Source organism: Achromobacter spanius (genome assembly GCF_003994415.1).
Lineage (GTDB): Bacteria > Pseudomonadota > Gammaproteobacteria > Burkholderiales > Burkholderiaceae_B > Achromobacter > Achromobacter spanius_C.
On sequence record NZ_CP034689.1, the window covers coordinates 1,563,926 to 1,584,040 of the forward strand.

Sequence of the window (20,115 nt, forward strand, 5' to 3'; positions counted from 1 at the left end):
CTTTACACTCCTGTTTTTTCCCCCAAAGAGAAGTGACATGAACGCGCGCACCTGGCTGGAAACGCTGGTGGGTTTCGATACCACCAGCCGCAATTCCAATCTTGCCCTGATCGAAACCGTTCGCGATTGGCTCAAGGGCCAGGGCGTTGATGCATGGCTCTCGCACAATCCCGAGCGCACCAAGGCCAACCTGTTCGCTACCCTGCCGGGGCAAGACGGCGAGCAAGGCGGCATCGTGTTGTCGGGCCACACCGATGTGGTGCCCGTGGACGGCCAGGACTGGAGCACGGACCCTTTCAAGCTCGTTGAAAAAGACGGGCTTCTTTATGGCCGTGGCGCCTGCGACATGAAGGGCTTTATTGCCGGTTCGTTGGCGCTGGTGCCGGAATTCCTGGCCATGCCGCGCAAGAAGCCGATCCATCTGGCGTTCTCTTACGACGAAGAAGTGGGCTGCGCCGGCGCGCCGTACATGCTGGCCGACCTGCTGGAACGCGGCGTGCGGCCCGAAGGTTGCGTGGTGGGTGAACCCACCGGCATGCAGGTAGTGGTGGCGCACAAGGGCATCAACCTGTTCCGCTGCAAGGTGCATGGCAAGGCGGCGCACTCGTCGCTGACCCCGCGCGGCTGCAACGCCATTGAATACGCCGCCCGCCTGATCTGCCGCATCCGCGACCTGGCCGACAGCTTCAAGGCCAACGGCCCGTATGACCAGTTCTACGACGTGCCGTTTTCCACGATGACCACCAACCAGATCCGTGGCGGCATTGCGGTCAACACCATCCCCGAGCTCTGTGAATTCACCTATGAATTCCGCAATCTGCCGGGCATGCAACCCGACCAGATCCAGGCAGAAGTCGAAAAATATGTGCGCGATGAGCTGTTGCCGCGCATGAAGGCCGAATTCGACGGCGCCACCATCGAAATCGAAACGGGCGCGGCCGCCCCGGCGCTGGAAGCATCGGAAGAAGCCGCCATCACGCAACTGGTGCGCGCGCTGACCGAAGACCGCAGCACCCGCAAGGTGGCCTATGGCACCGAAGCCGGCCTGTTCCAGGGCATCGGCATTCCCACGGTGGTCTGTGGCCCCGGCCATATCGAACAGGCCCACAAGCCTGATGAGTTTGTGGCGATGGATCAGATGGCGTCGTGCGAGACCTTCCTGCGCCGCCTGGGTCAGTCGCTCTAAGTGTTTGCCGGGCTAGGCCGGGGACGGGTTCTCCGGCCCCGGCCTAGCCCGGGTCAGGTAAAATGACGGGTTGCAAACCGGATTTGCGGCCGGCAGTGGCTTGCCGTGATACCGGGGGAGATGCTTGGTGAAACCTTACGACTTTCCGGATGCCAAGGGCCATTTTGGTCCCTATGGTGGTGTTTTCGTGGCGGAAACGCTGATGCACGCGCTCGACGAGCTGCGGGCAGCCTACGACCATTACCGTGTCGATCCCGCCTTCCAGGAAGAGTTCAACTACGAACTCAAGCACTTTGTCGGCCGGCCCAGCCCGGTCTACTACGCCCGCCGCTGGTCGGAAATGCTGGGCGGCGCGCAGATCTGGTTCAAGCGCGAAGACCTGAACCACACCGGCGCGCACAAGGTCAATAACTGCATCGGCCAGGCTCTGTTGGCCAAGCGCATGGGCAAGCCCCGCGTCATCGCCGAAACCGGCGCCGGCCAGCACGGCGTGGCCACCGCCACGGTGGCGGCCCGCTACGGCATGGAATGCGTGGTCTACATGGGCAGCGAAGACATCCGCCGCCAAGCGTCCAACGTCTACCGCATGAAGTTGCTAGGCGCCACGGTCGTACCCGTCACGTCTGGCTCGCGCACCCTGAAAGACGCGCTGAACGAAGCCATGCGCGACTGGGTCACCAACATCGAAAACACGTTCTACATCATCGGCACGGTGGCGGGGCCCGACCCCTATCCGCGCATGGTGCGTGATTTTCAAACCGTCATCGGCAACGAATGCCTGACGCAAATGCCCGAAGCCATTGGTCGCCAGCCCGACTACGTCGTGGCGGCGGTGGGCGGCGGCTCCAACGCCATGGGCATCTTCCACCCCTACCTTCCCTACGAAAACGTGCGCCTGATCGGCGTCGAAGCCGCGGGTGAGGGCATGGATAGCGGCAAGCACGCCGCATCGCTGGCGGCGGGCCAGGTGGGCGTGCTGCACGGCAACCGCACCTACGTCATGCAGAACGCCGACGGCCAGGTGCAAGAAACCCATTCCGTCTCGGCAGGCCTGGACTATCCCGGCGTCGGTCCCGAACACGCCTGGCTGAAGGATTCCGGCCGCGCGGAATACGTGGGGATCACCGACGATGAAGCCCTGAAGGCCTTCCACGACTGCTGCCGCATCGAAGGCATCATGCCGGCGCTGGAGTCGTCGCACGCCATCGCTCAAGCCGTGAAGATGGCTGCCACGCTGCCGCGTGACGCTGTCATCCTGGTCAATTTGTCGGGCCGCGGCGACAAAGACATGCATACCGTCGCCGAACGTGCCGGTATCGAACTCTAACAACATGACAACTCGCATTGATCGTATCGCTGCGGCCTTCGCCCGCACCGCCGAATCCGGCCGTGCCGCGGCGCTGATTCCCTACATCGCGGCTGGCGACCCCTCGCCCGTCGCCACGGTGGCCGTGATGCACGCGCTGGTCGAAGCCGGCGCCGACATCGTCGAACTCGGCGTACCGTTCTCCGACCCCATGGCCGATGGCCCCGTGATCCAGCGCGCGGCCGACCGCGCCATTGCCCAAGGCGTGGGCCTGGCCCGCGTGTTGGAACTGGTGGCCGAATTCCGTCAGCGCGATACCGACACGCCGGTGGTGTTGATGGGCTACGCCAACCCGATTGAGCGCATGGGGCAGTCTGAATTCGCCGCCAACGCCGAACGCGCGGGCGTGGATGGTGTGCTGGTTGTGGACTATCCGCCCGAAGAGGTCATCGAGTTCGCCTCGACGCTGGGCGCGCATGGCATTGCCCCGATCTTCCTTTTGGCCCCCACCTCGACCGAGGAGCGGATCAAGGCGGTGGCGCAAGTGGCGCGCGGCTATGTGTATTACGTGTCGCTCAAGGGCGTTACGGGTGCAGGCTCCTTGAATACCGAAGACGTCGCCGAGCGCGTGGCCGTCATCCGTCGGCACATGGGCAGCATTCCAGTGGGCGTGGGCTTTGGCATCCGTGATGCCGAAAGTGCCCAGCGCGTGGCGCGCGTGGCCGATGCGGTGGTCATCGGAAGCAAGCTGATTGAAACGATGGAGCAGGCGGTGGCTGACGCCCCGGCTGCCCAGCAAACCAACGCCGCAGTCACCGCCGCCAGCGGCTGGCTGCGCACCATCCGGCACGCGCTGGACCAAGTAAAACGAGATGGCGCGTCGGCCTGAGCGGCCGGGCGCGACCTCTAACGGGATGAAAAAACAATGAGCTGGATCGAAAAACTCCTGCCTCCTCGCATCAATAAAACCAGCGACAGCGGCGCTCGCCGCGTCCCGGAAGGCCTGTGGGTGAAATGCCCGTCTTGCGAATCGGTGCTGTACAGCGAAGACTTGGCGGCCAACCTGCACGTGTGCCCCAAGTGCGACCACCACATGCGTATTGGCGCTCGCGCTCGTATCGACTCGTTGCTGGATATGGAAGGCCGAGTTGAAATTGGCCAGAACACGCGGTCCGTGGATTCGCTGAAGTTCAAGGACACGCGCAAGTATCCCGAGCGTCTGCAAGAGGCCGTCAAGCAAACCGGGGAATCCGACGCGCTGGTGGTCATGAGCGGTTCGATTCGCGGCGTGCCGGCTACCTTGGCCTGCTTTGAATTCGAATTCATGGGCGGTTCCATGGGCTCGGTGGTGGGCGAGCGCTTCGCGCGTGGCGCCCAGGCCGCCCTGGACAACAAAACCCCGTTCATCTGCGTGGCCGCTTCGGGCGGTGCGCGCATGCAGGAAAGCCTGTTGTCGCTGATGCAGATGGCCAAGACGAACGCCATGCTGACCCGCTTGTCGGCGGCTGGCCTGCCGTTCATCAGCGTGCTGACCGACCCCACCATGGGCGGCGTGTCGGCCAGTTTCGCCTTCATGGGCGACGTGGTCATTGCCGAACCCAAGGCGCTGATCGGCTTTGCCGGCCCCCGCGTGATCGAGCAGACCGTGCGCGAGAAACTGCCCGAGGGTTTCCAGCGTTCGGAGTTCCTGCTGCAAAAGGGCGCGATCGATATGGTGGTGGACCGCCGCCAACTGCGCGAAGAAATCGCGCGTCTGCTGGCCTTGCTGACCAATCAACCGGCGGATGTCGTAACGGCCTGATCCACTGGGCGGGGTTCGGGGCTTCAGGCTTGCCTGGCCCAAACCAAACGGAAGAATGCCGTCGTCTGCGGAGCTTGCGACGGCATTTTCGTTCAGCTTGGCGGTGGGTTTGTGACGCGGCCTAGCGGATCTCGTATCGATTGTGACGGTGGTTTTCGGAACAGTGTTTTCCACCCCGTTTATGTTGCCTTATTGCGACACGGCTCAAGCCATCTGGCCCGTATTTTGCTATGTTGCCGGTTAGTCCCAGATATCTACGGAGTTACCTTCATGCTGTCTACCAAAAAGAAACTGCTCACACGCCTTGTCGGTTTGGCACTGGCTGGCGCGGCCACGATGGCCACCGCCCAATCCTCGGAAGGCACCCAGGGAGGCGTGAGCCTGCATTACGGCATCGGTGACCATTACCAGCGCCTGACGCTGAACTATGAAACCCCATCGGTGTGGACGTACCATTTCGGCGGTAATTGGGGCCGGCTGGATCTCACGCCCGAACTTGGCGTCTCGTACTGGCAGGCTGATGGCTCGCGCTCGCCGGGGCATGTCTGGCAACTGAACGCAATCCCGATGTTCCGTTGGTGGACGGGCGAACGCTTCTACCTGGAAGCCGGTATTGGCGCCACCGTTTTCTCCAGCACGCGCTTTGCCGATGAAAACATCAGCACCGCCTTCCAATTCGGTGACCACGTCGGTTTGGGCTTCCTGGTGACGCCGAACAACCGGATTGGCTTGCGTTATTCGCACTTCTCTAACGCCAGCATCAAGCGCCCCAATCCGGGTCTGGACGTGGTCCAACTGACCTACACGTATCAGTTCTGAACCTGCGCTGGGCAGAAGGTAAAAACCCTCGTCGTGAACTGACCCCCAGAAGTTGGACGGTCAACTAAAGCCCGAAGGCCTGAGCTCGGTATTGCACCGGGCTCAGGCCTTTTAGCTTGAGCTTGATGCGGTTGTGATTGTAGTAATGGATGTACTGCCGGATGCCGGCCTGCAACTGCTCGATGCTCTCGAAGCGGTTGAGGTGGAAGAACTCTGCTTTGAGCGTGCCGAAGAAGCTTTCCATGGCGGCATTGTCCAGGCAGTTGCCCTTGCGTGACATGCTCTGCGTGACGGACCGGGCGGCCAGCATGCGCCGGTAGATGGGCTGCTGGTATTGCCAGCCCTGGTCGGAGTGCAGCACGGGGCGCTCCGTCGGCCGCAGCCGCGCCAGCGCCTTCTTCAGCATGCTGCCCACGAGCTTGAACACCGGCCGCAGAGCGGTCTCGTAGGCCACGATCTCGCCGTTGTACAGGTCCATCACCGGCGACAGGTACAGCTTCTCGCCACGCACGTTGAACTCGGTCACGTCGGTGACCCACTTCTCGTTCGGACGCTCGGCCTCGAAGCGACGCGCCAACACGTTGGCCGCCACATGATGCGACTGACCTCGGTATGACCGGTACTTCTTGGCGCGCACGAGCGACTTCAAGCCCAGCGCCTGCATCAGCTTCTGCACCGTCTTGTGATTCACCAGCTCACCTGCCTGGCGCAGCACCGCCGTGATCCGGCGGTAACCATAGCGGCCCTTGTGCTGCGCATAGACCGCGTCGATGCGCTGCTTGAGCTCGGCGTACGGGTCCACGGCGCCAAGCGCCTTCAGGTGGTAATAGAACGTGCTGCGCGACAGCTTGGCTGCTCTCAGCAATAGCGCCAGCGGATGACGATGCCTCAACCCTTGGACCATTTGCGCTTTTTCACCAGCGCTTCGGTCCGTTCCGCTTGGATCAAGGCATCGAGTTTTTTTAGGTAATCGAGCTCCGCTCGCAGGTACGCGTTCTCTTCGCGCAACTGCTTCTCTGTCATGTCCTTGGCTGTTGGCTCGGGTGGATACTTGTGTGGCATGGCGGGGCTATCTCGACGTCTGGGCGCCAATGCGCCCATTCCGCCCTCATCATACCCACGACGCCATTTGCCGATGGTCCCGGAATCGCCCAAGTTGTAAACCGCCACAGCCTGCCTGTCCGACAAGCCGTCCTGCTCGATGCGCTTCAACACCTCAAATTTGAATTGCGCCGAATACCGCTTGCGCGGCCTGACTAAACCAGCCCGTCCATGCAGTTGGTAGACAGCCACCCATCGCCGCAGCAACGCATAGTCCACGCCGACCTCCCGCGCCACTTCCGCATAACTATGCTGTTCAGACAGATACCGCCGGACAGCGTCCAGCTTGAACTGCTCGTCGTACTTTGCCATGCAAAAAACCCCCGAAGGATGGATCAAAGTCCAACTTTCGGGGGTCAGTTCATCGCCGAGGGTTTTTTTTCGTCCAGCGGCCTTGGCCTTGCGGCTTACATCCCGCATTTATATCGACCGTTTGTCGGCAGGGCCGCGACAGGCAAAAAAAAACCGCCCGTTTTTATGCGGGCGGTTTTTTTGGGGTTGCGGCTTAGTGGCGCGTTTCGACTTGAACCAGCGGTTCAGTCGATACGGCTGCAACCGGCTTGCGTTCACGGCCCAGACGGGTAGGCGTGTGTGCCGCGGCGATGCGCAACTGGGTTTGGGCGTGACGGTCCGGATCGGTTTCCACCCATTTCAGACCGGCGGCGTTGACCACGTCGTGCAGGGCTTGAGCCTTGGCCGACGGCGCCGTTGCGGGCATCACGATGGGTTGGGCATCGGCGGCTGGCGCGGGTGCCGCCACAACGGGTTCAACCGCGGCGGCTTGCACCGGCTGCTCGGCGGGGGCTTGAACCGGAGCAGCGGCTTCCACGGCGACCGGTTGGGTCACTTGAGGAGCCGTTTGCACAGGCAGCGTCACCGGTTCGACGGCGGCTTGCTCCGGCTCGGCCTTGACGGCTTCGGCGGGCGTTTCCGCTGCGCTGGTGACAGGTGTCGTTGCCGACGTTTCAACCGGGGCTGCAGCAGCGGTATCAACGGTGGCTTCAGCCGGGGTTTGGGCCGGGGGTTCAACCGGAGTTGTGACCGGAGCCGCAACCTGAGTCCCTGCGGGGGCAGCAACGGGAGCGTCAACCCGTGCTTCAACCTTGGCCGTTTCAACCGGCTGGGCTTCAACGACCTGGGCTTCCGTCACCTTGGTTTCGACGGCTTGCGTCGGCGCCGTGGCGACAGGGGCGGCTTCGATCGTGGCAGCCGGAGCGGAGGCTACCGGGGCCGTCGTCACTGCGGGAACCGCGGCATTGTCGGCTTGGTCGGCGGATTCATCATCCGAGCCTTCGTCCTGTTGCTCGTCGCTACCGGCCAGACCTGCTTCGTCCTGGCTGCGGCGGCCACGACGGCTACGGCGGCGGCGGCGCTTGCGTTCCGGGTCGGCTGCACCTTCGGCACCTTCGGCCATGGGGATTCCGTCAGCGGTTTGCTCTGCGGTGTCAGCGGCGTCGGTCGAGGCGTTGGCGGCGGGCTTGGTGTCGGGTAGGGCGGTCGCGACGGACTGCGCCAGCGCGGCTACCATGCTTTCCTGTTCGCTCATCGGCGCGTCGGACTGCCCCTCTTCACGGCGGTTGCGGCCACGGCCACGGCGGCGGTTACGGCCAGCGCCGGCGTCGTCGCCATTGGCCTGGTCAGCCTGGTCGGGGCGGTTGGACGCCAGGGCGGCTTGCGCTACCTGGCCGTCGCGGTCGCCACGGGCTTCGTTGCGGTTACCGCGATCGCCACGTTCGCCGCGCTCGCCTTCACCGCGACGGTTGCCGCGAGAGTGGTGACGGCCGCCTTCGCTGGCTTCCGCGCCTTCGCCACGCGATTCGCCACGGCGGTTGTTGCGGTTGCGGTCCGAACCATGGCGTTCGCCACGGCGTTCCTGGCCGTCATGGCCAGTGCGGCCCTTGCCACGGCCGGAGGCGGTGCGCTTGGCGCTGTCTTCCGTGGTGGCGGGGGCCGGCTTGGCGGCTTCGGAGCCACCGGTCAGCCAGCCGACCAGGCGCTTGAACAAGCTTCCCAGGCCACCGGCCGCGGCCGGAGCGGCAGGGGCGGCGGCAGGAGCGGCGGGCGTGGAAACCGGGGCGGGCTGCGAGGGCGTAATGCCCTTGACGAGTGCTTCCGGGCGAGCCTTGATTTCGCTTTCGCGCGGCTGCCAGGGGGCATCCGTGGCGGGCGCTTCAACCAGTTCGAAGCTGGTCTTCAGCTCTTCCAGGCGCGGATCGTCGTGGCGCAGGCGCTCGATGTGATGGTGCGGTGTTTCCAGATGCTTGTTCGGGATCAGCATCAGGTTGACCTTCAGGCGGGCTTCCATCTTGGTGATGTCGGCGCGCTTTTCGTTCAGAAGGTAGGTGGCGACATCCACCGGCACCTGGGCGTGGACCGCCGCGGTGTTTTCCTTCATCGCTTCTTCTTGCAGCAGGCGCAACACGTGCAGGGCGCTGGATTCGGCATCGCGGATCACGCCAGTGCCGTTGCAACGCGGGCAGGTGATGTGCGAGCCTTCGTTCAGGGCGGGGCGCAGGCGCTGGCGCGACAGTTCCATCAGGCCAAAGCGCGAAATCTTGCCCATTTGCACGCGGGCGCGGTCGAAATGAAGGGCATCACGCAGGCGCTGTTCAACGGCGCGCTGGTTCTTGCTGTCTTCCATGTCGATGAAGTCGATGACGATCAGGCCGCCCAAGTCGCGCAAGCGCAACTGGCGGGCCACTTCGTCGGCCGCTTCGGAGTTGGTGCGCAGTGCGGTTTCCTCGATGTCGGCGCCGCGCGTGGAGCGCGCGGAGTTCACGTCGACGGAAACCAGCGCTTCGGTGTGGTCGATCACGATGGCGCCGCCCGAGGGCAGTTGCACCGTGCGCGAATACGCCGTTTCAATCTGGTGTTCGATCTGGAAGCGCGAGAACAGCGGGATGTCGTCACGGTAGCGTTTGACGCGCTGGACATTGTCCGGCATCACCACGCTCATGAAGGCGGTGGCCTGGTCGGCGATCTCGTCGGTATCGATCAGGATCTCGCCGATTTCGGGCGAGAAATAATCGCGGATGGCCCGGATGACCAGGCTGGATTCCAGGTAGATGAGGATCGGCGCGGAGTTGTCGCGGGCAGCGCCGTCAATGGCGGTCCACAGCTGCAACAGGTAGGACAAGTCCCACTGGAGCTCTTCGACGTTGCGGCCGATGCCGGCGGTGCGAGCAATGATGCTCATACCCTGGGGCAGATCAAGCTGCTCCATGGTGTCGCGCAGTTCCTGGCGGTCTTCACCCTCGACGCGGCGCGAAACGCCACCGCCACGGGGGTTGTTGGGCATCAGAACCAGGTAGCGGCCAGCCAGCGAGATGAACGTGGTCAGGGCTGCGCCCTTGTTGCCGCGCTCTTCCTTTTCGACCTGAACGATCAGTTCCTGGCCTTCGCGCAGCGCATCCTGGATGCGGGCGCTACGGACGTCGACGCCTTCCTTGAAGAAGCTGCGAGCCACTTCCTTGAAGGGCAGAAAGCCGTGACGGTCTTCACCGTAGTTGACGAAGCAAGCTTCCAGGCCGGGTTCGATCCGGGTAATGACACCTTTGTAGATGTTGCCTTTGCGTTGTTCGCGGCCGGCAGTCTCGATGTCGAGGTCGATGAGTTTTTGCCCATCAACGATAGCGACGCGTAATTCTTCCTGATGCGTCGCATTGAACAGCATGCGCTTCATGAGAGGGTTTCTCCGTTGTCATGACGCGCCGATATCGGCGCGTGACCTCGGGTCACTCGGGCTGCGGCTGAAGCGGGCAAGAAATGCGGACCGTACCTGGGCGGCGCCCAGGCGTATCCGCCGCGGGTCAGGCGGGCACGTCGTGCCGTGGGGCACGGGGTTCTGTCAGCAGGAGGGTCAGCTTCACTGAATGTGGTTTGACGGAAAAATTGCTGTGAACGGCAGTTGCGGTCGGATTGGTTGCCTACACGCAGCTGGTGCTTTAAATATGCGACGATTCTTGCAGTGCTTCAGAGCCGCTTGCGGCATGCAACGGACCTGCTGGGACAGCGGGCAAAGTGAATGCCACACCACTATCCGGCAGGGCGCGGTTGCGCCGGCGACCAAGAGACCCAGGGGTTGAATCAGCAGGCAGTACAATGGCGGCCCGCGCGCTCGACGGAGTTGCGTACTTGTTTGCATCTCTACGCCAGGCGGCTAGTTCAGCCCCTTAAGGCTGTCCCGATTATATGTCGCTTTCCGCAATGCGCAAAGAAACTTCCTCCCCCATATCCCCCTCTAAAGCCGCCCCCGCCGTCCGTATGGTGGAGGTCGATGGCGAACACGCCGGCCAGCGTCTGGACAACTTCCTGATGCGCTTGTGCAAGGGCGTTCCCAAAACGCATATCTACAAAGCCATCCGTGGCGGCGAAGTGCGTGTAAACAAGGGACGCATCTCGGTCGACTATCGCATCGTTGAAGGCGACATCGTCCGCATTCCGCCCTTGCGTTTGCCTGATCCGGGCAAGCCCCGCCCCGTGCCGGGCGCGGAATTTCCGATCGTGTTCGAAGACGATGCGCTGCTGGTCGTGGACAAGCCGGCCGGTGTCGCGGTGCATGGCGGCAGCGGCGTGTCTTTCGGCGTCATCGAACAACTGCGCGCGGCGCGGCCGGACGCCAAGTTTCTTGAACTGGTGCATCGCCTGGACCGGGAAACGTCCGGGCTGCTCATGGTGGCCAAGAAGCGCAGCGCCTTGCTGGCCCTGCACGCCATGCTGCGTGAAGGCAAGGGCGACAAGCATTACCTGGCCCTGGTCGAAGGCGACTGGGTGAACGACCGTCAGCACATCAAGCTGGGCTTGTCCAAATGGACGACGCAGTCCGGCGAGCGCCGCGTCAAGGTGGACCCCGATGGCCAGACCGCGCACACCATCATCACGCTCAAACAGCGTTTCGGCCGTTACAGTCTGGTCGACGCGGAACTGCGCACGGGTCGTACCCATCAAATTCGGGTGCACTTGGCGGCCAGCGGCTTTCCCATCGTGGGCGACGATAAATACGGCCATGACGACGTGCGCGCTGAATTCTCGCGGATGGGGTTCGGTCGGATGTTCCTGCACGCGCATCAATTGACCTTGGCCCATCCGGTCACGGGCGAGCCGATGACGCTGACGGCCGAGCTGCCCCCTGCCTGCCAAAAATTACTGAAACAACTGGAGTCGGTCTGATTATGTCGTCGTATTCGCTGGTTGTTTTTGATTGGGATGGCACCCTGATGGACTCCACGCACAGCATCGTGGCCGCCATCCAAGGCGCCTGCCGCGATCTGGAGCTGGCGGTGCCCTCGACGTCCGAGGCAAGCTGGGTGATTGGTCTGTCCCTGGAAAGCGCATTGCGTCGCGCCGTGCCGGAACTGACACAGGCCATGATGCCGCGCTTCCTGGAACGCTATCGCACGCACTATCTGCTGCGCGATCCCGAACTACGCCTGTTCGACGGCATTCCTGAGCTGCTGACTGAACTGGCCGGCCAGAATGTGCGCCTGGCCGTGGCGACCGGCAAAAGTCGGGTGGGCCTGACCCGCGCCCTGGCCGCGACCGGTCTGGGGCCCCTGTTTGACGCCACCCGCACGGCCGATGAAACCTTCAGCAAGCCGCACCCCGCCATGTTGCATGAGCTGATGCAGGAACTGGACGTGGAGCCTGACCGTGTGGTGATGGTGGGCGACACTTCGCACGACCTGCAGATGGCGGTCAATGCGGGGGTGCATGGTCTGGGGGTGACATATGGCGCCCACACCGTAAAGGAGCTTGAGGGTTGCGCGCCCCAGGCCGTGCTGGATAGTGTGCCGCTCGTGCGCGATTGGCTATTGCCCCGCGTGTCGGCAAGCGCCTGATTGGCGTATGGCCAGGTGGATGGCCTGAAGGCGGGCCGGGAACGTCTGTCAGCGCCACGGGTCAATCTGAATATGCCCAGCCGCTGGCGTGCCGCCGCGGAATATCATGGGGCGGCGCAACGTCTATGTGTTGCGCAGGGTGCTGCCATGGCTGGACTGTGCCAAACCGGAGACCACGATGTTGATACGCAAGCCCGACGATATTCTTCCGTCCGAAATCACCGATGAGGCGGTTTGGCGTTCGCGCCGCGAATTGATGCTGCGCGCCGGAATGACGGCGGCTGCCGTGGGCCTGTCCGGCTGGGCCTCTCGTAGCGCCTTCGCGCAGGACGCCGGGGCCTTGGTCGGCAAGTCGAACGCCGCGCTTAGCGTGATGGATAAGCAAACCTCGCTGGATGACATCACCTCCTACAACAACTACTACGAATTCGGGCTCGATAAAGGCGATCCTGCCGCCAAGGCTGGCAAATTGCAGACCCGGCCCTGGAGCGTCAGCGTCGAGGGTGAGGTCGGCAAGCCGCGTACGTTCACCATCGAAGAACTGCTCAAGCTGGCGCCGATGGAAGACCGCGTCTATCGCCTGCGTTGCGTCGAAGGCTGGTCCATGGTGATCCCCTGGGTGGGTTATTCGGTGTCGGAACTGCTCAAGCAGGTCGAACCCACGGGCAACGCCAAATATGTGGAATTCGTGACAGCGGTGCAGCGCGAGAACATGCCTGGCGTGCGCGCCGGCGTCCTGGACTGGCCGTATGTGGAAGCGCTGCGCATCGATGAGGCCATGAACCCGCTGGCCATGCTGGTGTTCGGCCTGTATGGCAAGGTCTTGCCCAACCAGAACGGCGCGCCCTTGCGGCTGGCCGTGCCATGGAAGTACGGCTTCAAATCGGCCAAGTCCCTGGTGAAGATCCGCTTGGTGGAAAAAATGCCGGTGTCGTCCTGGGTCAAGGCGGCGCCGCAGGAATATGGCTTTTACGCCAATGTGAACCCCAACGTGCCCCATCCCCGCTGGAGCCAGGCAACCGAGCGCCGCATTGGTGAGGGCGGGCTGTTCACGCCCAAGCGCAAAACCCTGATGTTCAATGGCTATGGCGAGCAGGTGGCCTCCCTTTATCAGGGCATGGACCTGAAAGCGAATTATTGACCGCGCCATGTCCGAGGCCTCGACCCAGTCCGTGTCCGCGTCGCCCCGCAAGGCGCAGCTTTCCGCCAAGATCGTGGGGCGCTTCAAGCCGCTGTTGTTTCTGCTGGGCTTGTTGCCGTTCGCGCGGTGGCTGTGGCTGGGTTTCAACGACGGGCTGACCGCGAATCCGGTTGAGTTCCTGACCCGCTCGTCCGGCACCTGGACGCTTGTCTGTCTGCTGGTCACGTTGTCCATCACGCCGTTGCGCCGCCTGACCGGGCAGCCCGCGCTGGTGCGCGTGCGGCGCATGTGCGGGCTGTTTGCCTTCTTTTACGGCGCCATGCATTTCATGGCCTGGGTGTGGTGGGACCGCGGTCTGGATCCCGCCTCGATGTTGCAGGATATTGGCGAGCGGCCCTTTGTTACCGTGGGGTTTGCCGCCTTTGTGCTGATGACGGCGCTGGCGGCCACGTCCACGCAGTGGGCCATGCGCCGGCTTGGCAAGCGCTGGCAGCAGTTGCACCGCGCCGTCTACGCCATCGGCTTGCTTGCGGTGCTGCACTTTTGGTGGCACAAGGCCGGCAAGAACGATTTCACCGAACCCATCTTGTATGCGGCAGTGCTGGCTTTGCTGCTGGGCTGGCGGATTGTGGCTTGGTGGCGGCGCAGGGGCTAACGTAGCCAACGCCAGCGATAGGTCCGGCTACTGATACGCGGCTGCACAGTTACAGCATCGCCAGCATGATGGCGGCGGTTTCCGCGTCTGGCTGACCGTCGTGCACAGCGGGCCGGTAATGCATCTGGAACGCCGCCAGTGTGTTGATGGTGGCCCGATCCAGCACGCCGTCCTGCGGGCAGGCATAGCCCAGGCGTTGCAATTGCTTCTGAAACCAGGCCACATCGGGGACGCCTACAGCCTGCAGGCGCGCCAGATGCTCGGCTGCCCCGGTTTCGTCGTACCAGCGTCCGATGCCCGCTTCGGCTAGCGCCTTCCAGGGGAATAGCGGTCCGGGGTCCACTTTGCGTTGCGGCGCGATGTCGCTATGGCCCACCACGTTCTCGGGGGCGATGCCATGGCGTTGGATAAGGTCGCGCAGCAGAATGGTCAGCGCGCGCAGTTGGCGTTCGTTGTAGGCATGCCAGACCGGCTTGCCGTCAGGGCCTTCGGTCCGGCCTGGGTTGACGATTTCGATGCCGATCGACGTGCTGTTCATGGCGATGTTGCCGTACCAGGAACTGGCGCCCGCATGCCATGCGGCACGATTTTCGTCCACAAGGCGGTAGGTGCGGCCTGAGTCGGCAATCAGGTAGTGCGAGCTGACCTTGCCGCGCGACAGCAGCTTGATGGATGTGGCGTCGCCAACGCTGGTGTAGTGCAGGATGATGCTGCGCACGCGGCTTGCTTGGCTGACGGCGGTGATAGAGGTGTCCAGATCCAGCCCGGCGGGGCCGCGCGAGGCGCAGCCAGCCAGCACTGCCGTGGCCAGCAGGGTGGTAATAAGGCGTAGCATCGATCAGCGGGCCAGGTAGAGGAACAGCGTGGGGAGTTTGTCCAGTTGGGGCGCCGGCAGTTTTTTCCAGTCGGCGATGGTGTGCGTTACCACCCATTCGTCCGCAGTGGTAACGGAGCGCGCCACGCACAGCTTGGTGTCGCCTTTCAGGCTGGACAGCAGCGTAGCGAACATGGCCGCGTTGCGGTAGGGCGTTTCGATCAGCAACTGAGTCTGGTTGTGCTTGGCGGAATGCTGCTCCCAGGCCTTCAGTTGCTTGGCGCGCTCGGCGGCATCCACCGGGGCGTAACCATGGAAGGCGAAGCGCTGCCCGTCCAGGCCGCTGGCCATGAGGCCAAGCAGGATGGACGAGGGGCCGACCCAGGGTTTGACCGGTATTCCCAGGCGATGGGCGGCGTCGACGACTTTGGCGCCCGGGTCGGCGACGGCCGGGCAGCCGGCCTCGGATACCAGGCCGATCTCCGCCCCTTTCTTCACCGGCGCCAACCAGGCGTCGATCTGGCCGGCGTCGATTTTGTCGGTCAGGGTGTGTATGGTGATTTCCTGCAGCGGGCGCGTGGTGCCGACCTGTTTGAGAAAGGCGCGCGCGGTCTTGGCATTTTCGGCGATGTAGGTGTCCAGCCGCCCGGCCAGGGCGCGCACGTCGGCCGGCAGCCAGCGTTCGGGTGGGGCGTCGCCCAGGCTGACGGGAATCAGGTGCAGGGCGCCGTTCATGTCGACGCGCCCGGTGCGTTAAGCGGGTCCAGCCCGAACTGCGCCAGCATGCGCGTCAGCGCGATCAACGGCAGCCCGATAATGGCGGTCGGGTCATCGCTCTGGATGCTTTCCATCAGGGCGATGCCCAGGCTTTCCGCCTTGGCGCTGCCTGCGGTATCGTAAGGTTCCTCGGCGCGCAGGTAGGCGTCGATGGCGGCGTCCGGCAATTGGCGGAAACGGCAGAGCGTAACGATGTCCGCTTTTTCCACGCGCTGGCCATCCGTGACCGCCAGCGCGCTGTGAAATGCCACCGTTTGCCCCGACAGCGCGCGTAATTGCGCTTGAGCGTGGGGAAAATCCCCCGGTTTGCCGATAGGCTGGCCGTCAACGGTGGCCACCTGATCCGACCCGATGACGATGCTGCCCGGGTGCTTGGCCGCGACCGCCATGGCCTTGGCAATTGATAGCCGCAACGCCAGCGCTTCGGGCGTTTCCCCAGGCTGTGGCGTTTCGTCTACATCGGGGGAAATGGCGGTAAAGGGCAGACGCAGGCGCGACAGCAATTCTTTGCGGTAACGCGAGCTGGACGCGAGGATCAGGCTAGGCTTTGAGAGCATGCGGTATTTGACGGTTAAGCGTAAGTCGCAGTATTATCTAACGTTTTGCGGGATTTTTGCAGCGGCTGCTGAAAGTGGAAGGCTGAAAGCCGGAGCTGAAAAAGCCAAAGCAAATGCTGAAAGCCGAAGTCCCGTGAATGCAAAGGATTGATCATCAAGCGCATCGATGCATTCGCATTTGCCCATAGTGGCAAGGAAGCGCAAGGCACCATACCTCTTGTGCGGTTTACGCGCGCGGTTGAAGGGTTACCCGAACAACCGCTGGGCGAGGCCGGGCTTGTGACGTGGTCCGTGCGCGGTGAGGTGGGTAAGTCGGGGCTGTTGCTTGGCCGGCCGCTTCTGCATGTTCATGTGCAAGCGAATCCGGTGCTGGTGTGCCAGCGGTGCAATGCGCCGTTCGTATACCCGATCGATAGCGAAGTCCTCTTGCAGCTGGTTAAGTCTGAATCCGATCTTGATGATGGTTTTACCAACGGTGATGTCACCGACGGTTATGCCGGCAGCGAAGACGAAGACGAAGAAGGAAATGGTTTTGTGTCCAACCAACCTGAGAAGGTGGTGGGGTCGCATCATTTTGATCTGCTGGCCCAGATCGAAGATGAGCTCATTCTGAGCGTTCCGTATGTGCCCAAGCATGAAGTATGCCCGGGCGCGCAGGCCAACGTCAGCGAAGTTCCTGAAGAACCCGCTGTCAAGCGTCCGTCGCCGTTTGCGGTGCTGGAACAACTGAAGCACAAAGATTGAGATCAACATCGGGCCGCATCGCGTACAATGCGCCCCGTTTCTAGGAGTCATCATGGCCGTTCAACAAAACAAGAAGTCCCCCTCCAAGCGCGGTATGCACCGTTCGCACGATTTTCTGGTTGCTCCGTCGACCGCCATCGAGCCGAACACCGGTGAAACGCACCTGCGCCACCACATCAGCCCCAACGGCTTCTATCGTGGCCGCAAGGTCCTGAAGACCAAGGCCGACGAATAAGGCCCCCGGGCCGAACTCGTACTCGGACCAATTCGGCTGAGCGCTGATACCTGGCACCCGTGATACGCATCGCCATAGACTGTATGGGCGGAGACTTCGGTCTGCCCGTCACGATTCCGGCTGCGATCGAGTTCGCCCGGCAATTTCCGGATACCCGGCTGTTGCTGGTCGGGCTTCCCGACGCGATCGAAGCGGCGCTCTCGGAGCACCGCGACGTTGCGCGCGATCGTATGGAAATCGTGGCGGCTTCTGAAGTCGTCACCATGGACGACCCGGTCGAGGTCGCCCTGCGCCGCAAAAAAGACTCCTCCATGCGCCTGGCCGCCCAGTCCGTCAAGGACGGGCGCGCCGACGCCTGCGTTTCCGCGGGCAATACGGGTGCGTGGATGGCCATTTCACGCTATGTGCTCAAGACGCTGGACGGCATCGACCGCCCCGCGATCGCCACGTCCATTCCGAATCAGACGGGTCGCGCCACCACGGTGCTGGACCTGGGCGCGAATGTGGACTGCACGGCCGAGCACCTTCTGCAATTCGCCATCATGGGCGCCGCGCTGTCGCAGGCGGTGGACCATCGTGAGAACCCCACCGTGGGCTTGCTCAACATCGGCGAAGAAGTCATCAAGGGCAATGAAGTCGTCAAGGAAGCCGCCGAGCTTCTGCGCGGCAGCCCCTTGAATTTCTACGGCAACGTGGAAGGCAACGACATCTTCAAGGGTACGGTCGACGTCGTCGTCTGCGATGGCTTTGTCGGCAACGTCGTGCTCAAGTCCGTTGAAGGGCTGGCGAAGATGCTGTCCAGCATCATCCACGAAGAGTTCAAACGCAATATTTTCACCCTGTTGGCCGGGGCTATTGCCAAACCCGTGCTGAACCGTTTGCGCAACCGTGTCGACAACCGCCGCTATAACGGCGCCGCGTTGTTGGGCCTGCGCGGCGTGGTCATCAAGAGCCACGGTTCCGCGGATGTCTACGCCTACGGTTTTGCGTTGCAGCGCGCCCGTGAAGCCGTAGTGAGTAAACTGCTGGAGCGCACCGCTCAGACGGTCGCTCAGATTACCAAGCGCGTTCAGTCGGAAGAGGGCGCCGCAACGCCTCCCGCGAACGTGGCTGGGGACACCGCTTGATGGATACCGCAATGAAATATTCCGCAATCGCGGGCACCGGCAGCTTCTTGCCGGAACGCGTGGTTTCGAATGACGAACTGGCAGCGGAACTGGCGACGCGCGATATCGCCACGTCCGATGAATGGATCGTTGAGCGCACGGGCATCCGTCAGCGCCACCTTGCCGAGCGCGGCGTCACGACCAGCCAGCTTGCCACCGAGGCGTCGCGCCGTGCGCTGGCCGACGCGGGCGTTGAAGCGTCCGATGTCGACCTGATCATCGTCGCAACTTCCACCCCCGACTTCGTCTTTCCCAGCACCGCTTGCCTGGTGCAGGCCAATCTGGGCGCCAAGGGCTCGGCGGCGTTCGACGTGCAGGCCGTGTGCAGCGGCTTTGTGTATGCGTTGACCACGGCCGACAGCTTCATTCGCGCCGGTCGCGCCCGTTGCGCGCTGGTGATCGGCGCTGAAGTGTTCTCGCGCATCCTGGACTGGAACGACCGCAGCACCTGCGTGCTGTTCGGCGATGGTGCGGGCGCCGTGGTGCTGAAAGCGTCCGACGAGCCGGGCATCATGGCCGCGCAACTGCATGCCGACGGCAGCCAGATGAAGATCCTGAGCGCCGCGGGTAACGTGGCCTACGGCGACGTCACGGGCGACCCGTTCCTGCGCATGGATGGCCAGGCCGTCTTCAAGCAGGCCGTCACCGTGCTGGACCGTTCGGCGCGCGACACGTGCGCGGAAGCCGGTGTTGAGCTCGCGGATGTCGACTGGCTGATTCCTCACCAGGCCAACGTACGCATCCTGAATTTCCTGGCACGCAAACTGGCCGTGCCGGTCGACAAAGTCGTCATCACTGTTGATAGTCACGCCAACACCTCGGCGGCCAGCGTGCCGCTGGCGCTGGATGCCGCGCGCCGCGATGGCCGCGTCAAGCCGGGGCAGCTCATCCTGATGCAAGGCGTGGGTGGCGGATTCACCTGGGGCTCGGTACTGGCCCGCATGTAAGCGCGCGTCCTGGCGGGTGGCGCGACGAGCGCTGCCGCCGAACGGGCGCCCGACATTCCACACAGACACTGAATCAATCCAACCGGTTAATCATGAAAATTGCTTTTGTCTTTCCCGGCCAAGGGTCGCAGGCTGTCGGCATGCTGGATGCCTGGTCGGGCGTTGCTGCTGTTACGGACGCCGTGGCGCGTGCCTCCGAGGCTCTGGGTCAGGACCTGGGTGCCCTGATCGCGCAAGGTCCGGCCGAACAACTGAACCTGACCACGAACACGCAGCCGGCCATGTTGACGGCCGGCGTGGCGTTCTATGCTGCCTGGACGGCTGCGGGTGGCCGCAAGCCCGACGTCGTGGCCGGTCATAGCCTGGGTGAATATGCCGCGTTGACCGCGGCCGGCTCGCTCATGCTTGAAGACGCTGTGCGCCTGGTGCGCGTGCGCGCTGACGCCATGCAGGCCGCCGTGCCGGTCGGCACGGGCGCCATGGCCGCCATTCTGGGCCTGGACGACGATGCCGTGCGCGCCGCATGTGCCGCCGCCGCTCAAGGCGAAGTCGTCGAAGCCGTGAACTTCAATGCGCCCGCGCAGGTCGTGATCGCCGGCCACAAGGCCGCCGTCGAACGTGCGTGCGACCTGGCCAAGGCCGCGGGCGCCAAGCGCGCATTGCTGCTGCCCGTGTCGGCGCCGTTCCATTCCAGCCTGCTCAAGCCCGCCGCTGATGTGCTGGCTGCCGCGCTGGCGAACGCAACGGTCTTGGCGCCGCAAATCCAGGTCATCAACAACGTTGACGTGGCTTCCCCCACGGAACCCGAGGCAATCCGGGATGCGCTGGTGCGTCAGGCATGGCATCCTGTGCGCTGGGTTGAAACCCTGCGCGCCATGAAGGCGCAAGGCGTCACGCACGTTATCGAATGCGGTCCCGGCAAGGTGCTGGCCGGCTTGACCAAGCGCATTGATCCCGAACTTACTGGCCTGGCCATTACCGACCCCGCTTCACTTGAAGCCGCGTTGGCCGTCGTTAACGGAAATTGAA

The 20,115-nt window shown here is 63.3% G+C and carries 19 protein-coding genes; 14 read left to right on the top strand and 5 right to left on the bottom strand.

What is annotated here, in order from left to right; translation table 11 throughout:
- Positions 1 to 37: 37 nt before the first annotated feature.
- The 5 genes from argE (at position 38) to ELS24_RS07065 (ending at position 5,112) form a co-directional block, all read left to right on the top strand.
- Entirely contained in the window at positions 38 to 1,186 is a 1,149-nt protein-coding gene (gene argE, locus ELS24_RS07045) for an acetylornithine deacetylase (RefSeq protein ID WP_050447619.1), read from the top strand.
- A 127-nt stretch (positions 1,187 to 1,313) separates the two neighbouring features.
- Positions 1,314 to 2,513, top strand: a complete 1,200-nt coding sequence (trpB, locus tag ELS24_RS07050; protein ID WP_050447691.1) for a tryptophan synthase subunit beta — start codon at positions 1,314 to 1,316, stop codon at positions 2,511 to 2,513.
- A 4-nt stretch (positions 2,514 to 2,517) separates the two neighbouring features.
- Complete coding sequence (gene trpA / locus ELS24_RS07055; RefSeq protein ID WP_127183735.1) at positions 2,518 to 3,381, top strand: tryptophan synthase subunit alpha; 864 nt, start codon at positions 2,518 to 2,520, stop codon at positions 3,379 to 3,381.
- Positions 3,382 to 3,417: 36 nt separating this feature from the next.
- On the top strand, positions 3,418 to 4,293 hold the full coding sequence (gene accD, locus ELS24_RS07060) for an acetyl-CoA carboxylase, carboxyltransferase subunit beta (RefSeq protein WP_046802586.1): 876 nt from the start codon (positions 3,418 to 3,420) through the stop codon (positions 4,291 to 4,293).
- 270 nt (positions 4,294 to 4,563) lie between these two features.
- Positions 4,564 to 5,112: an acyloxyacyl hydrolase gene (locus tag ELS24_RS07065; RefSeq protein WP_050447621.1), complete on the top strand. Its 549-nt coding sequence runs from the start codon at positions 4,564 to 4,566 to the stop codon at positions 5,110 to 5,112.
- Between the two features lie 64 nt (positions 5,113 to 5,176).
- Here ELS24_RS07065 and ELS24_RS07070 read toward each other — a convergent pair.
- Positions 5,177 to 6,525, bottom strand: a protein-coding gene (locus ELS24_RS07070) for an IS3 family transposase (protein ID WP_428839675.1) whose coding sequence is annotated in 2 segments (ribosomal slippage) — positions 5,177 to 6,078 and positions 6,078 to 6,525 — 1,350 coding nt in all. Because the reading frame shifts where the segments join, the coding sequence is not laid out codon by codon here.
- A gap of 193 nt (positions 6,526 to 6,718) precedes the next feature.
- On the bottom strand, positions 6,719 to 9,895 hold the full coding sequence (locus ELS24_RS07075) for an Rne/Rng family ribonuclease (RefSeq protein ID WP_127183736.1): 3,177 nt from the start codon (positions 9,893 to 9,895) through the stop codon (positions 6,719 to 6,721).
- A gap of 524 nt (positions 9,896 to 10,419) precedes the next feature.
- Between ELS24_RS07075 and ELS24_RS07080 the strand changes: the two genes are divergently transcribed.
- The 4 genes from ELS24_RS07080 to msrQ all read left to right on the top strand — a co-directional run bounded on the left by ELS24_RS07080 (position 10,420) and on the right by msrQ (position 13,846).
- Complete coding sequence (locus ELS24_RS07080) at positions 10,420 to 11,382, top strand: RluA family pseudouridine synthase (RefSeq protein WP_198158179.1); 963 nt, start codon at positions 10,420 to 10,422, stop codon at positions 11,380 to 11,382.
- Between the two features lie 2 nt (positions 11,383 to 11,384).
- Positions 11,385 to 12,050, top strand: a complete 666-nt coding sequence (locus ELS24_RS07085) for an HAD family hydrolase (protein WP_050447624.1) — start codon at positions 11,385 to 11,387, stop codon at positions 12,048 to 12,050.
- A gap of 178 nt (positions 12,051 to 12,228) precedes the next feature.
- On the top strand, positions 12,229 to 13,191 hold the full coding sequence (gene msrP, locus ELS24_RS07090) for a protein-methionine-sulfoxide reductase catalytic subunit MsrP (RefSeq protein WP_050447692.1): 963 nt from the start codon (positions 12,229 to 12,231) through the stop codon (positions 13,189 to 13,191).
- A gap of 7 nt (positions 13,192 to 13,198) precedes the next feature.
- The gene (gene msrQ / locus ELS24_RS07095) at positions 13,199 to 13,846 is read left to right on the top strand and encodes a protein-methionine-sulfoxide reductase heme-binding subunit MsrQ (protein ID WP_127183738.1); all 648 of its coding nucleotides are present in this window, start codon (positions 13,199 to 13,201) and stop codon (positions 13,844 to 13,846) included.
- Positions 13,847 to 13,895: 49 nt separating this feature from the next.
- Here msrQ and ELS24_RS07100 read toward each other — a convergent pair whose 3' ends face one another.
- Genes ELS24_RS07100 through ELS24_RS07110 form a run of 3 tightly spaced genes read right to left on the bottom strand, consistent with a single transcriptional unit; the run spans position 13,896 to position 15,994 of the window.
- Positions 13,896 to 14,681 carry an N-acetylmuramoyl-L-alanine amidase gene (locus tag ELS24_RS07100; protein WP_127183739.1) on the bottom strand — a complete coding sequence of 262 codons (786 nt, stop codon included), beginning with the start codon at positions 14,679 to 14,681 and terminating at the stop codon, positions 13,896 to 13,898.
- 3 nt (positions 14,682 to 14,684) lie between these two features.
- Positions 14,685 to 15,395 (bottom strand): SAM-dependent methyltransferase, encoded by a 711-nt coding sequence (locus ELS24_RS07105; protein ID WP_050447627.1) that lies wholly within the window; start codon positions 15,393 to 15,395, stop codon positions 14,685 to 14,687.
- Positions 15,392 to 15,994, bottom strand: a complete 603-nt coding sequence (locus tag ELS24_RS07110) for a Maf-like protein (protein ID WP_050447628.1) — start codon at positions 15,992 to 15,994, stop codon at positions 15,392 to 15,394. Before ELS24_RS07110 ends, ELS24_RS07105 begins: the two co-directional genes overlap by 4 nt.
- A 147-nt stretch (positions 15,995 to 16,141) precedes the next feature.
- Here ELS24_RS07110 and ELS24_RS07115 point away from each other — a divergent pair, with 147 nt between their 5' ends.
- The 5 genes from ELS24_RS07115 to fabD all read left to right on the top strand — a co-directional run bounded on the left by ELS24_RS07115 (position 16,142) and on the right by fabD (position 20,114).
- Positions 16,142 to 16,738 (top strand): YceD family protein, encoded by a 597-nt coding sequence (locus tag ELS24_RS07115; RefSeq protein WP_127183740.1) that lies wholly within the window; start codon positions 16,142 to 16,144, stop codon positions 16,736 to 16,738.
- 52 nt (positions 16,739 to 16,790) lie between these two features.
- A complete protein-coding gene (gene rpmF / locus ELS24_RS07120; RefSeq protein WP_006218037.1) occupies positions 16,791 to 16,973 on the top strand; it encodes a 50S ribosomal protein L32 in 183 nt (60 codons plus the stop codon).
- A 59-nt stretch (positions 16,974 to 17,032) separates the two neighbouring features.
- Positions 17,033 to 18,100: a phosphate acyltransferase PlsX gene (gene plsX / locus ELS24_RS07125; RefSeq protein ID WP_050447630.1), complete on the top strand. Its 1,068-nt coding sequence runs from the start codon at positions 17,033 to 17,035 to the stop codon at positions 18,098 to 18,100.
- Positions 18,100 to 19,086, top strand: a complete 987-nt coding sequence (locus ELS24_RS07130; RefSeq protein WP_050447631.1) for a beta-ketoacyl-ACP synthase III — start codon at positions 18,100 to 18,102, stop codon at positions 19,084 to 19,086. The genes plsX and ELS24_RS07130 overlap by 1 nt, the downstream gene beginning before the upstream one ends.
- A gap of 92 nt (positions 19,087 to 19,178) precedes the next feature.
- The gene (gene fabD, locus ELS24_RS07135; protein ID WP_127183741.1) at positions 19,179 to 20,114 is read left to right on the top strand and encodes an ACP S-malonyltransferase; all 936 of its coding nucleotides are present in this window, start codon (positions 19,179 to 19,181) and stop codon (positions 20,112 to 20,114) included.
- Position 20,115: the final 1 nt, after the last annotated feature.